This window comes from Curtobacterium sp. AB451 (assembly GCF_050585845.1).
Lineage (GTDB): Bacteria > Actinomycetota > Actinomycetes > Actinomycetales > Microbacteriaceae > Curtobacterium.
Genome location: NZ_JBOBQG010000001.1, coordinates 632,951 through 645,276, shown reverse-complemented (window position 1 = coordinate 645,276; position 12,326 = coordinate 632,951). Strand labels below are relative to the sequence as shown.

13 protein-coding genes are annotated in these 12,326 nt (G+C 71.7%); 10 read left to right on the top strand and 3 right to left on the bottom strand.

All coding sequences use genetic code 11. The features are described from left to right. The first annotated feature begins 163 nt into the window (after positions 1–163). The 7 genes from ACQXVK_RS02980 (at position 164) to ACQXVK_RS02950 (ending at position 7,990) form a co-directional block, all read left to right on the top strand. Entirely contained in the window at positions 164–3,778 is a 3,615-nt protein-coding gene (locus ACQXVK_RS02980; RefSeq protein WP_430852625.1) for a S8 family serine peptidase, read from the top strand. Positions 3,779–3,885: 107 nt separating this feature from the next. Further along, a complete protein-coding gene (locus ACQXVK_RS02975) occupies positions 3,886–4,056 on the top strand; it encodes a hypothetical protein (RefSeq protein WP_022906203.1) in 171 nt (56 codons plus the stop codon). A 195-nt stretch (positions 4,057–4,251) separates the two neighbouring features. Continuing rightward, on the top strand, positions 4,252–5,544 hold the full coding sequence (locus ACQXVK_RS02970; RefSeq protein ID WP_402265168.1) for an adenylosuccinate synthase: 1,293 nt from the start codon (positions 4,252–4,254) through the stop codon (positions 5,542–5,544). A gap of 2 nt (positions 5,545–5,546) precedes the next feature. Further along, positions 5,547–6,104: a low molecular weight phosphatase family protein gene (locus ACQXVK_RS02965; protein WP_416394052.1), complete on the top strand. Its 558-nt coding sequence runs from the start codon at positions 5,547–5,549 to the stop codon at positions 6,102–6,104. Between the two features lie 383 nt (positions 6,105–6,487). Further along, positions 6,488–6,817 carry a hypothetical protein gene (locus tag ACQXVK_RS02960; RefSeq protein ID WP_022905219.1) on the top strand — a complete coding sequence of 110 codons (330 nt, stop codon included), beginning with the start codon at positions 6,488–6,490 and terminating at the stop codon, positions 6,815–6,817. A 135-nt stretch (positions 6,818–6,952) separates the two neighbouring features. After that, on the top strand, positions 6,953–7,297 hold the full coding sequence (locus ACQXVK_RS02955) for a hypothetical protein (protein ID WP_022905218.1): 345 nt from the start codon (positions 6,953–6,955) through the stop codon (positions 7,295–7,297). Positions 7,298–7,408: 111 nt separating this feature from the next. Further along, positions 7,409–7,990 (top strand): hypothetical protein, encoded by a 582-nt coding sequence (locus ACQXVK_RS02950; protein WP_402265160.1) that lies wholly within the window; start codon positions 7,409–7,411, stop codon positions 7,988–7,990. A gap of 9 nt (positions 7,991–7,999) precedes the next feature. Here the strand turns inward: ACQXVK_RS02950 and ACQXVK_RS02945 are convergent, their stop codons facing one another. Further along, positions 8,000–8,740 carry an SOS response-associated peptidase gene (locus ACQXVK_RS02945; RefSeq protein WP_430852622.1) on the bottom strand — a complete coding sequence of 247 codons (741 nt, stop codon included), beginning with the start codon at positions 8,738–8,740 and terminating at the stop codon, positions 8,000–8,002. Positions 8,741–8,773: 33 nt separating this feature from the next. Beyond that, positions 8,774–9,463: a hypothetical protein gene (locus ACQXVK_RS02940; protein ID WP_430852621.1), complete on the bottom strand. Its 690-nt coding sequence runs from the start codon at positions 9,461–9,463 to the stop codon at positions 8,774–8,776. A 136-nt stretch (positions 9,464–9,599) separates the two neighbouring features. Between ACQXVK_RS02940 and ACQXVK_RS02935 the strand changes: the two genes are divergently transcribed. From ACQXVK_RS02935 to ACQXVK_RS02925, 3 genes are read left to right on the top strand one after another with little or no spacing between them, the layout of a single operon-like run. Next, positions 9,600–10,025, top strand: a complete 426-nt coding sequence (locus ACQXVK_RS02935; protein ID WP_402265152.1) for an organic hydroperoxide resistance protein — start codon at positions 9,600–9,602, stop codon at positions 10,023–10,025. A gap of 10 nt (positions 10,026–10,035) precedes the next feature. Then, complete coding sequence (locus ACQXVK_RS02930) at positions 10,036–10,422, top strand: YchJ family protein (RefSeq protein ID WP_430852619.1); 387 nt, start codon at positions 10,036–10,038, stop codon at positions 10,420–10,422. A 27-nt stretch (positions 10,423–10,449) separates the two neighbouring features. Next, positions 10,450–11,403 (top strand): SDR family NAD(P)-dependent oxidoreductase, encoded by a 954-nt coding sequence (locus ACQXVK_RS02925; RefSeq protein WP_430852617.1) that lies wholly within the window; start codon positions 10,450–10,452, stop codon positions 11,401–11,403. Between the two features lie 15 nt (positions 11,404–11,418). Here ACQXVK_RS02925 and ACQXVK_RS02920 read toward each other — a convergent pair whose 3' ends face one another. Continuing rightward, positions 11,419–12,285, bottom strand: coding sequence for a shikimate dehydrogenase family protein (locus ACQXVK_RS02920; protein ID WP_430852616.1), 867 nt, complete (start codon positions 12,283–12,285; stop codon positions 11,419–11,421). Positions 12,286–12,326 lie beyond the last annotated feature (41 nt).

Genomic DNA, 12,326 nt, shown 5'->3' with positions numbered 1-12,326 from the left:
CCGTTCGGGGGCAGTCCCCCAAAGTGCGGACTGCGCACCCTGAGAGCGAACGCATAACTTCACAGCAATTCCATGAAGAACACGGACGGAGCCAGGAGTGCGCCTTTTGAACCGTGCAACACCGAACGACAACCCGAACCCGAACCCGCATCGCATCGCACGCGTGCTGACCGCCGGCATCGCCGCCGCGGCCCTCGCGTGCGGTGGGCTCGCCGTCGGAGGGGCGGCGTCCGCGGCCCCGTCCGGCCTCTCGCCCGCCGACCTGAAAATCGCGGCACCGCTGCGTGACGCGAAGCCCCAGAAGACGATCGCCGCGTTCGTGCGGACGACCGGCCAGGGGGCCCTCGAGGTCGACGCGAAGGCGAAGGGCGGCGACCTCACGCGGTCGAAGACGCAGTCCTCGGCCGCCAAGCAGCGCGTCAAGGCGATCGGCTCGACCGTCGCCGCCGTCCGCGCCGCCGTCAAGCAGTCCGACGCGAAGGCCACCGAGCTCTACTCGACCGAGTACACCGTGCCCGGCATCGCCGTCGTCGCCGACGTCGAGGCGCTCCGCAAGGTCGCGGAGCGCTCCGACGTCGCGAGCATCATCCCGCTCACGCCGAAGAAGGTCGTCGAGCCGACGGTGAACAAGGACGCCTCGGCGGCCCCGTCCGGCGTCGACCCGAGTCTCGCGAAGCCGGGTGCCGACGGCGTCAGCCCGAAGAACGCGGCGAGCGACGTCTACACGCGGGCGCTCAACGCCTGGCAGCAGACGGGGCACACCGGCAAGGGCGTGAACGTCGCCGTGCTCGACACCGGCCTCGACTACACCCAGGCGGACTTCGGTGGCCCCGGCACCACCGCCGCGTACCAGGCGGCGCTCGACTCGACGAGCGCACCTGCGGCGGGCTCCTACGACCCCGAGAAGTTCCTCGGTGGCTACGACTTCGCCGGTCCGACCTACAACGCGGACCCGAGCGACCCGGACACCTACCAGCCGGTCCCCGCACCGGACGACAACCCGATCGACGGCAAGGGCGGCGACCACGGCACGCACGTGTCCGGCACGATCGCCGGCTACGGGCTCGACGCCGACAAGAAGACCTTCGACGGCGACTACACCAAGCTCACGACGCAGCAGGTGCAGGACATGTGGATCGGTCCGGGCACCGCGCCCGAGGCCGGCCTCTACGCCCTCAAGGTGTTCGGCGACGGCGGCGGCTCGACCGACCTCACCGGTGCCGCGCTCGACTGGGTCGGCCAGGCGCTGACCGAGGGCAAGGACATCAACGTCCTCAACCTGTCGCTCGGCTCCGACTACGGTGCACCGGACGACCCCGACAACGCCAAGATCGACGCCCTCACCGCCCGCGGTGTGCTGCCGGTGATCGCCTCGGGCAACGCCGACGACTTCACCGACATCGGTGGCTCGCCCGGCAACGCCGAGGGCGCCCTGACGGTCGCCGCCAGCGCCACCGGCCAGTCGCTCTACGACGGCGTCCAGGTGACCGCCCCGTCCGCGGTCGCGAAGACGTACCGTGCGCAGTACTCCCAGAACTTCCAGGGCACGCTGCCGGTCGAGGGCGACGTCGTCGTCCCGACCACGAACGTCGACGGCTGCACTCCCTTCACGGGCGCGGACGCCGCGGCCGTCTCCGGCAAGGTCGTCTGGCTGAAGTGGACCGACGCCGCGCTCGAGTGCGGGTCCGGGACACGCTTCAACAACGTCCAGGCAGCCGGCGGTGTCGGCGTGCTCCTCGCGGGCACGATCAACACCTTCAGCTCGGGCATCGCGGGCAACGCGACCATCCCGGGTGCCGAGCTGACCAAGGACAGCGTGACGAGCCTCGCGGCCTCGGCCAAGGCGGGGACCCTGCACGTCAAGTTCGCCGACGAGCTCAAGGGCTTCGAGCTCGCCACCGACCCCGAGGCCGTGAACACGCTCGCGTCGTTCACCAGCCGCGGTGTCCACGGCTCGTTCGGCGACATCGTGAAGCCGGACATCGCCGGCCCCGGGGTCAACGTGATCTCGGCGGCCAACGGCACCGGTGACGACCGCATGTCGATGAGCGGCACGTCGATGGCGACGCCGGACGTGGCGGGCATCGCCGCGCTGACGTTCGAGTCGCACCCGACCTGGTCGGCGCCGGACGTCAAGGCCGCGCTCATGAACACGGCCACGCACGACGTCAAGGACGGCTCCCGCACGGCGACCTTGCTGCGCCAGGGCACCGGTCGCGTCGACGCCCTGCAGGCCGTGACCGCGGACACCACCGTGAAGAGCGTCGAGAACGGCCAGCTCGTCACCGCCTCGTTCGGTGTCGTCGAGGTCGCCGGCAAGACCAGCCAGACCCGGTCGCTCCTCATCCAGAACACCGACTCGTCGGCCCACACCTACGACGTGGCCTACCAGCCGCAGGTGGCCCAGCCGGGCGTCGCGTTCTCGCTCAGCACGAAGCGCGTCACCGTCGGCCCCGGTCGCGGTGCCGTCGTGGACCTGACGTTCACCGTCACCGACCCCACGCAGCTCCGTCGCGTCATCGACCCCACCCAGGAGTCGGTGCAGCAGGGCTACCAGCGTGAGTTCGTCACGGCCGCCACCGGTCTCGTGACGTTCACCCCGACCGACAAGACGCTCGACCCGCTCCGTCTCGGCACGTACGTCGCGCCGAAGCCGGTCAGTGCCGTGCGTGGTTCGGGCGTGACGTTCACCGGCCCGCAGAAGACCGCGAACCTCGCACTGAGCGGCCGCACGGTCGACCAGGGCGGCCTGACCTCGGGCTACCACGCCGCGGTGGCGCCGTTCGTGCTCGGTGGGACGGACGCCGTGGAGTCGTTCCCGGCCGGTTCGGCGTCGCAGTCGCTCAAGGCCGCTGACGTCCGTGCCTACGGCGTGAGCTACGACAAGGCGTCGGACACCCTCGCCTTCGGTGTGCAGACGGCCGGTCCCGACGCCAACCCCGGCGCCGTGACCAACGTCGAGGTGTTCATCGACACGAACGGCGACGGCAAGGACGACTACCTCGTGTACGACGCGAAGTCGTCCGTGGTCGACGCGACGCTCGTCACGACGATCGACCTCGCCAAGGCCGCCCAGGCTGCCGACGACCCGGACATCGACCCGGTCGTCGACGCCTTCCCGCTGAACGGCGGCGCTCCCGGCCAGGACGTCAACACGTTCGACAGTGCCGTCAAGGTGCTGCCGGTGACGGCCTCGGCGATCGGTGCCGCGGGCAAGACCATCTCGTACCGGGTGGAGACCGAGTCGGCGTACGCGCCGGGTGCGGCCACCAGCGGGTCCTCGGTGGTCGACGTGACCTCGACGGCGAAGTTCAACCTCGCCAAGCCGACGCTCACGTTCGCGCAGGGTGGCCAGGGCGGCACGCTGTTCGCCGACAAGGGCGCGCTCCAGGTCACCCGCGGCTCCGGGGTCGCGAGTGCTCGGATCCTGCTGCTGCACCTCGGCAACGCGATCGGCAGCCAGGCCCAGAGCGCCGCGGCGACCTGGGTCGCACCGACCCTCACGCTCGTCAAGGGCAGCGGGGTGTCGGTGAGCGGCACGCCGAAGGTCGGGTCGAAGCTCAAGGCGAACCACGGCAAGTGGAACGGCTCGGGCGTGACGCACTCGTACCAGTGGCTCCGTGACGGCAAGGCCGTGAAGGGCGCGACGAGCTCGTCGTACAAGCTCGGCACGTCCGACGCCGGTCACCGGTTCTCGGTCAAGGTCGTCGCGAAGGCGAAGGGCTACCAGGACGGCACGGCGACGTCGAAGCAGACCGCCAAGGTCGCACGCCGCTAGCGCACACCACCACTGCGGGCCCCGTCACATCGTTCGTGACGGGGCCCGCAGTGCGTCAAGAGGACATGTAGTTAGACAAACTACCTATCGAGTGCGAGGCTTGCCGCATGCAGACGCAGACCACCCTGAAGCAGCTCCGGGCCAACCCGATGGAGTGGCGTCGCCGTGGGCTCACCCCGCCGGACGTCATCCAGTCCATGATCGAGCAACGCCTCGCCGAGCCGGGTCACGCGGCCCCGGTGGGCGACCCGTCCTACCAGGACTTCTTCCGCAGCTGATCGCCGGATCGCGACCCGATCGCGGGACTGGAGGCGCGGTGCCGGCTGGCACCGCGCCTCCAGTCCGTCCGGGGGACCGTCCGCCGGGCCGGCACCTGACCGGCAGGTAGCGTGCCGGTGGCCGTCCGATAGACTCGGGTGGACCACCGGCCCGACTGGTCGTGTGAGGTCCTCCGCCAACGTGAGGAGAACCAGATGCCCGCTGCAGTGATCATCGGAGCCCAGTGGGGCGACGAGGGCAAGGGGAAGGCCACCGACCTCCTCGGGTCCCGCATCGACTACGTCGTCAAGTTCAACGGCGGCAACAACGCCGGGCACACGGTCGTCGTCGGGGGCGAGAAGTACGCCCTGCACCTGCTGCCCTCCGGCATCCTCACGCCCGGCGTCACCCCGATCATCGGCAACGGCGTGGTCGTCGACCTCGAGGTCCTGTTCCAGGAGCTCGACGCGCTGAAGGCCCGCGGCGTCGACACCTCGAAGCTCCTCGTGTCGGCGAACGCCCACGTCATCACGCACTACCACCGCACGATCGACAAGGTGACCGAGCGGTTCCTCGGCAAGCGGCAGATCGGCACCACCGGGCGCGGCATCGGCCCGACCTACGCCGACAAGATCAACCGCGTCGGCATCCGCATCCAGGACATCTTCGACGAGAACATCCTGCGGCAGAAGGTCGAAGCGGCCCTCGACCAGAAGAACCACCTGCTCGTCAAGGTCTTCAACCGCCGCGCCATCGACGCCGACGAGGTCGTCGAGTCGCTGCTGTCCTTCGCCGACCGCCTGCGCCCGATGGTCGCCGACACCGGGCTCGAGATCCACCGCGCACTCGAGCGCGGCGAGACCGTCCTGTTCGAGGCCGGCCAGGCCACCATGCTCGACGTCGACCACGGCACCTACCCGTTCGTGACGTCCTCGTCGGCGACGGCGGGCGGCGCGGCGACCGGCTCCGGCATCGGCCCGGGCAAGCTCGAGCGGATCATCGGCATCGTCAAGGCGTACACGACCCGCGTCGGCGCCGGCCCGTTCCCGACCGAGCTGTTCGACGAGTCCGGGGAGTTCCTGCGGGCGAACGGCTTCGAGTTCGGCACGACCACCGGTCGTCCGCGTCGCTGTGGCTGGTACGACGCCCCGATCGCCCGGTACACGGCACGCGTCAACGGCGTGACGGACTTCGTGCTGACCAAGCTCGACGTCCTCACCGGGCTCTCGACGATCCCGGTCTGCGTCGCCTACGAGGTCGACGGCGTCCGCGTGGACGAGGTCCCCGTGAACCAGTCGGACTTCCACCACGCCAAGCCCGTCTACGAGGAGTTCCCCGGCTGGACCGAGGACATCACGGGTGCCCGCACGTTCGAGGACCTCCCGAAGAACGCGCAGGACTACGTGCTCGCCGTCGAGGCGATGTCGGGCGCGCGGATCTCCGCGATCGGCGTCGGCCCCGGGCGTGACGCGATCGTCGTGCGGCACGACCTGCTCGGCGCCTCCTGAGCATGCGGGTCCTGTTCGTCTGCAGCGGCAACATCTGTCGTTCGCCGCTCGGCGCACAGGTCCTCACGGCGCGACTCGGCCCGGACGCACCCGCGTTCGAGGTCGAGTCCGCCGGCACCATCGCCCAGGACGGCGCACCGATGGACCCCGCCGCCGCTGCGCAGTCCGAGCGGCTCGGTGGTGTGCCCGGTGACCACCGGGCCCGGTACCTCACCGAGGCGATCGCGGGCTCGGCCGACCTCGTGCTGACCGCGGAGCGTGCCCACCGGTCCGCCGTGGTGTCCCTCGCACCCCGGGCGGCGAAGCGTGCCTTCACCATCACGCAGTTCGCCCGGGTGCTCGACGGCCTCGCTCCGGCCGACCTCGCCGGGGTGTCCTCGCCCGCGGCGCTCGTCGAACTCGTCGCCCGACTCCGGGGGACCGTGGCGCCGCCCGCGGACCCGGCCGACGACGATGTCGACGATCCGTACCGACGCTCGACGGCGACGCACGAGCGCGTGGCCGACGAGATCGCCGGGGCGCTGTCGGTGATCGCGGACGCGCTGCGCGCCGTGCGCTGAGGCGCGGGCTCCCGTTGCGGCCCGGGTGCGTGGTCGACTTCACGCGCTGGGCGACACTTCACGCGGTCGCGCGCCCGTGAGCTGTCGCTGGGCGCGAAACATCGAACGCCCGTTCGCGCACCCGCGCCCGCACCCGCGGCAGAGCCCGCGGCCCTACCGCCCCCGGCGCCCGCGGCCCCGCCGGCGGAATGGCCGGAGAACGAGTACCCCGATCGGTCCCCTGTACCCCGGATGTGCGACGCATCCCCCCGGAAACCCGGGCTTCTCCGAAGGGGTGCATTGGCGGAACCCGTGAATCGACGGGCATCGCTGGCGGGTGGAGGGGTCGTTCTCGTAGCGTTCTCGTGTCAGCAGATGTACCCCGGATCGCGAAGGAGAGCGACATGAGCACCACCGTCAGCACCGACACCCGAGCCGAGGTCACGCTCGACACCGAGACGGTCGACACGATCGCGATCCTCGAGGCCCAGGCAGAGACGCACGCCCGCCCGGCCCGCGCCAAGCTCACCTGGACGCAGGAGGACGACGGAGAGTGGGTCGCCAACTACGGCGGGTACTTCGGCGGCTCGGTGGACAAGCGCGACGACCGTTACGTCGCCTCGGACACCTTCGGACTCGTCGTGGGCGACTTCGCATCGCTCGAGCAGGCCCAGGCGAAGCTCGCGGACCAGCTGCACGTGATGCTGCCGTCCGTGATCCGCCCGGTCGACTAGCGCGACGCTCGGGACCGCGGGCACGACCAGCACCGGTCTCCGGACCACCCGCACCACCAGTTCCAGACAGCACCACCAGCACCTGCACCACGGCACGCCGCACCACAGCAGCACGCACCACGAAGGAGCACGACCATGAGCACGCCCGTCGACCACCACCAGCACCTCGAGGTGACCGTCGACACCGCCACGATGGTCGCGATCACGGGCATGGACGACCACGCCGAGATCGTGGTCGACACCGCGGTCGACCAGCCCGTCCACCCGCGGATCCTCTGGACTCGCCCGGACACCGGCCTCTGGGCGGCCAACTACGGCGGCTACTACGGCGGAACGGTCGACCGGCAGGGTGCCCACTACTTCGTGTCCGACACCTTCGGACAGTACGTCGGCGACTTCCGGTCGCTCGAGGAAGCGCAGCAGCGGCTCGCCGAGCGGCTCCACGTCCTCCTGCCGGACGTGCGGCACGACAGCATCTGACGACCCTGACAGGAGGCGCGGATCGCGTCAGCCCACCGGCTGACGTGATCCGCGCCTCCTGTCTGTCATGCTCTCCACAGGGACCGATGGGCGGTCCGGACCGGGGGGACCATGACGTCGACCGACCACACCACCGTCCGCGAGCGGACCGGCCTGTCGGCGCGCGCGGTGCTCGCGCTGTGCGTCGTCGCCGCACTCGTCCTGCTCGCCGGCCTCGTGGTCGTCACGTCGTCCCCGGACCGGCTGCGCGCGCTCGGTGCGAGCGGCTCGTGCGGCGGCTGGTCCGACGACGAGATCGGACGTGACGAGACCCGGATGAGCGCAGGGTTCGTGATCCGGAACCCGATGGACCGTCCGGTCACGCTCCGGGGAGTCAGCGCGACGTGGGACGCCAGGATCCGCTCGGTGCACATCGTCCTCGCGGAGAAGGTCCGCGGTTCCGGGACGGGTGCGATCTACGGCAACACCGCGGACGTGATCGAGGGAGCCCGGGTGCTCGGGGCGGACGGCGCGGTGATCGCACCGCACCACGACGTCCGGGTCGTCGCCGAGATGCAGGCGGTGAGCATGGCGCACGGCGGGCACCTGACCGGACTCCGGGTCGTGACGCGTGGGCCGCTCGGGACGCTGCAGACGCAGGACCTGTCCGACGTCACGCTCGGGATGACGACACCGCGGTCCGACAGCTGCTGACCGCGGTGACTACGCGACCGGGTCGATGAGCTGCGGGCCGTCGTTCCGGACGCTGTTCACCGCGCGGGAGACCTCGTACTGTTCGAGGCCCGCCGCGACCGTCAGTGACTCGTGGTCGAGCAGGGCGAGCAGGTCGTCCTGCCCGAGACCGCCCTGGTCGGTGTCCAGCCAGGCGTCGTAGCCGTCCGGGGTGAGGAATGCCGGCATCCGGTCGTGCACCTCGCCCGGGGCGACGTGGGCGTCCCGCGTGATGATCGCCAGCGACAGCCGCCACTTGTCCGGGTCGCCGTCGGGCTTCGTCGGGTCGGGCCACGCGCTCACGACCCCGGCCATCGCGAGGGCACCGCCGGGTTCGTGCACGAAGTGCGGTTCCTTGCCGTCGTCGCGCACGACCCACTCGTAGTAGCCCTGCGCGGGGACGATGCACCGGTTCGTCGCGAACGCCCGCTTGAACATGCCGCTCGTCGCGACCGTCTCGATGCGGGCGTTGATCGGCTTCGGGCGCTGCTTCTGGAAGTCCTTCGCCCAGCTCGGCACGAACCCCCAGCTGATCTGCGGGAGCTCGCGCTGCCCGTGCCGCTGCCGGACCGCGAAGACCGGGTCGGTCGGCGCGACGTTCCAGCTCGGCACCAACCCGGTGCCGACCACGCCGGTGTCCTCGTCGACGTGCTCGGTCCGATCGGCGAGCTCACCGATGAGTTCCGGCAGCAGATCGGCCGTGGTGTCGGAGACGACGAACCTTCCACACATGCGCCCAGTGTGCCCGGCGCCACCGACACGCGGTCACTCGCCGGGCAGGGCCAGCTTGCTGCCGCTCGGACCGTCGGGACGCCCGCGACGCGGTGCCGGCGGGACCGGCGGCAGCGCCTCGGCCTCGACACGGAGCTGCTCCTGGCGCCCGAGCGTCCGTATGCCGATGATGCCGGTGCCGGTCGTGACCATGATGGAGACGAGCCAGACGCCCGGGAACAGGATCACGCCGTCGCTGTCCCCGGGGGATGCGACGTCCAACACCAGGGTGCCGAGGACGATGCCGATCCACCCACCCGTGAGGAACAGTGAGCGGTACGTCGAGCGGACGAGCAGGTCGCGGGTCTCGGGCATGCCCTGCAGCACCGCGTCTCGGTGCTCCGGCGCGACCGGGGGCGGGCTGTGCCGGTAGTACCGGGCGATCGCCTCCTGCGTGCGCCACCCGATGCCGGGTACGGGCGGGATCGTCCACCCTCGCGGGCCGATCGGCGTGAGGGCGGCGCCCACGCAGCCGATGCCCGCCGCGCCCGAAACCGCGACGACGATCCCGGCGGCCACCGGGACGTCACCACTCGACCGCTCGAAGACCGCCGCGAGCACCAGGAGCCCCACCAGCGCGACGAGCGCGACGACGATCCCGACCCGCACGACACGACGGTGCACCCGTCGGTCGACGAGCTCGGGCAGACGGCGGCGGTACACATGCCACCCGAGTCTGAACACGAGGTTCCGTCTACTCCACGAAGCTGACAGCGGCAGGGCCCGGACACGCCCGACGCGCCGACACCCGCGGGCAGCGACCGCCCGCCGTTCCGCGCCGCTCCAGGGATCGTCCAGGAACGCACGGTGCGCTCGTGTCATGAGTCTCGACATCGTCTACACTGCCGCCGCCCACGCCACCGGAGGCGGCCGGGACGGCCACGTGCGGAGCGAGGACGACCGCCTCGACCTCGACACGCGTCCGCCGCAGGAGATGGGCGGCAGCGGCGAGGGCACGAACCCCGAGCAGCTGTTCGCCGCCGGGTACGCCGCGTGCTTCCTCGGTGCGCTGCACGCCGCTGGCAAGGAGCTCGGCGTCGACACCACCGGCGCGGAGGTCTCGGCCGAGGTCGGCATCGGCGGCACCGGCAACGGTGCCTTCGGGCTCGCGGTGGAGCTCGACGTCTACGCGCCGGCCGCGGCACCGGAGCAGCGGCAGCGCCTCGCCGAGCGCGCGCACGAGATCTGCCCGTACTCGAACGCCACCCGCGGCAACATCACCGTCTCGCTGTCCGTCGTCGACTAGCGTCCCTGCCGTGGTCACGGACGCGACGCGCTGCCCCTGCCTGAGCGGCAACCCGTACGGCGAGTGCTGCGGACCGCTGCACGCCGGCGCCGCGGCTCCGACGGCTGAGCGGCTCATGCGGTCCCGGTTCAGCGCGTTCGCCCTCGGCCTACCCGCGTACCTGCTGGAGACGTGGCACTCGAGCACCCGTCCGGCGACCCTCGAGCTCGACCCGGCGCAGCGCTGGACACGGTTGGACATCCTGTCGACGCGGGCCGGCGGGCCGTTCGACGCCAGCGGCACGGTCGCCTTCCGTGCCTGGTGGCGGACCGACGACGAGCGGGGCACACTCCAGGAGACGAGCGACTTCGTGCGCGAGCACGGCCGGTGGTCCTACGTGGACGGCACGGTGGCCTGAGCGCGCGTCCCCAGACAGGAGCACACCGTGCCGGACCGTGACCTCGCCGCCTTCGGCGCCCGCACCACCGCCGCCGAGGTCGTGGCGGATCTCGACCTCGGCGGGCGGACGGCCGTCGTGACCGGCGCGGCGTCCGGCATCGGCGTGGAGACGGCCCGGGCGCTCGCCGGCGCGGGTGCAGCCGTCACCCTGGCGGTCCGGGACGTGGCGGCGGGGCACCGGGTCGCTCGGGACATCGCGCACACCACCGGACGCGCCGCCCCCGTCGTGGCGGAGCTGCACCTCGACGATCCGGCGTCCGTCGAGGCCTTCACGGCCGCGTGGTCCGGGCCGCTCGACGTCCTGGTGGCCAACGCCGGCGTCATGGACAGCCCGGAGTCGTACACGTCGGCGGGGTGGGAGTCGCAGTTCGCCACGAACCACCTCGGGCACCTCGCCCTGGCGCTCGGACTGCACGGCGCGCTCGCCGCCGCACCCCGGGCGCGGATCGTCGCGCTGTCGTCGAGCGGTCACGGCAGCTCGCCGGTGGTGTTCGACGACCTGTTCTTCCGGCGACGCCCGTACGTGCCCGGTCTCGCCTACGCCCAGTCCAAGACGGCGAACGTCCTCTTCGCGGTCGAGGCCGGGCGCCGGTGGGCCGACGACGGGATCACCGCGAACGCGTGCATGCCCGGCGGGATCTGGACCGGCCTGCAGAAGCACTGGGACCCCGAGGTCCTCGCGGCGACGAAGGCCTCGGCCGCGGACGTCGTGAAGACCCCGGAGCAGGGTGCGGCGACGTCGGTGCTGCTCGCGACGGCGCCCGAGCTCGACGGCGTCACCGGCCGGTACTTCGAGGACTGCCACGAGGCGACGGTCGTCGACCGCATCACCGACGGCCTGCACGGCGTGCTGCCGTGGGCGCTCGACCCAGCCGCCGCCGAGCGACTCTGGGACGTGTCGGTCGCGCTGCTCGACGCCGAGGCACGGTCCCGTCGCTGACGGTCGGGCGGCCGCTCAGGCCCCGATGGTCTCCGGCAGGCCCACGGAGGCGCGCATCGCCCGCCGCACGTCGGCCTCGGCGGGCAGGAGCTCGTCCTGGTCACCGCTCAGGAAGAACCGGATCTGCCCGAGCGCCTGCTCGGCGAGCATGTCGAGCCCGTTCAGCACGCGCCCGCCGGCATCCGCCCACCGTGAGGCGACGACGGTCGGCCACGGCTCGTAGGCCACGTCGAACAGCACCGCGTCGGGCCCCGACGGCACGAGGCCGAGCCCGTCCGCCGCACCGCCCGGCAGTGTCGAGACGACGAAGCCGTGGCGGGTCCCCGGCAGCTCGGTCAACGGGAGCACCTCGAGCGGGACCCCGAGCCGCACGGCCAGCTCGACGAGGTGTCCGGCCTTCGCGGTGTCCCGCAGGAACACCCGCACGTGCGACGATCCGAGCCGGACGGCAGCGGTGAGGGCGCTGGCCGCCGTCGCGCCGCCCCCGAGCACCGTCGCATCGCCGGGTCGGTGTCCGAGCGCCTCGACCGGGCGCACGATGCCCTCGACGTCCGTGTTCGCGCCTTCCCGCAGGACGGTGTCGCCGACGGTCCGGAACGCGATCGTGTTGGCGACCCCGAGCTCGTCCACGAGCGGCGTCGTCCGGTCGAGCATCGGCAGGACCTCGCGCTTGAGCGGCATGGTCAGGCTCAGGCCGCGCCAGTCGGGACCCAGCCCCGCGACGAACGCGTCCAGCCCACCGGACGCGACCTCGTGCCTCCCGTACGTGAACGGCACCCCGAGCACGTCGTAGGCCGCCGCGTGCAGCGTGGGGGAGAGGGAGTGGGCGATGGGGGAGCCGAGCACCGCGAGGCGGACGCGACGCGGTTCGGAGAGGTGCACGCTGTCAGCCTATCCAGGGTCCACCGGCAGAAGTCTTAGGG

Coding starts and splice junctions, on each gene's coding strand:
- ACQXVK_RS02975 (WP_022906203.1), top strand. CDS start 3,886: ATGCAGACGCAGACCACCCTGAAGCAGCTCCGGGCCAACCCGATGGAG.
- ACQXVK_RS02970 (WP_402265168.1), top strand. CDS start 4,252: ATGCCCGCTGCAGTGATCATCGGAGCCCAGTGGGGCGACGAGGGCAAG.
- ACQXVK_RS02965 (WP_416394052.1), top strand. CDS start 5,547: ATGCGGGTCCTGTTCGTCTGCAGCGGCAACATCTGTCGTTCGCCGCTC.
- ACQXVK_RS02960 (WP_022905219.1), top strand. CDS start 6,488: ATGAGCACCACCGTCAGCACCGACACCCGAGCCGAGGTCACGCTCGAC.
- ACQXVK_RS02955 (WP_022905218.1), top strand. CDS start 6,953: ATGAGCACGCCCGTCGACCACCACCAGCACCTCGAGGTGACCGTCGAC.
- ACQXVK_RS02950 (WP_402265160.1), top strand. CDS start 7,409: ATGACGTCGACCGACCACACCACCGTCCGCGAGCGGACCGGCCTGTCG.
- ACQXVK_RS02945 (WP_430852622.1), bottom strand. CDS start 8,740: ATGTGTGGAAGGTTCGTCGTCTCCGACACCACGGCCGATCTGCTGCCG.
- ACQXVK_RS02935 (WP_402265152.1), top strand. CDS start 9,600: ATGAGTCTCGACATCGTCTACACTGCCGCCGCCCACGCCACCGGAGGC.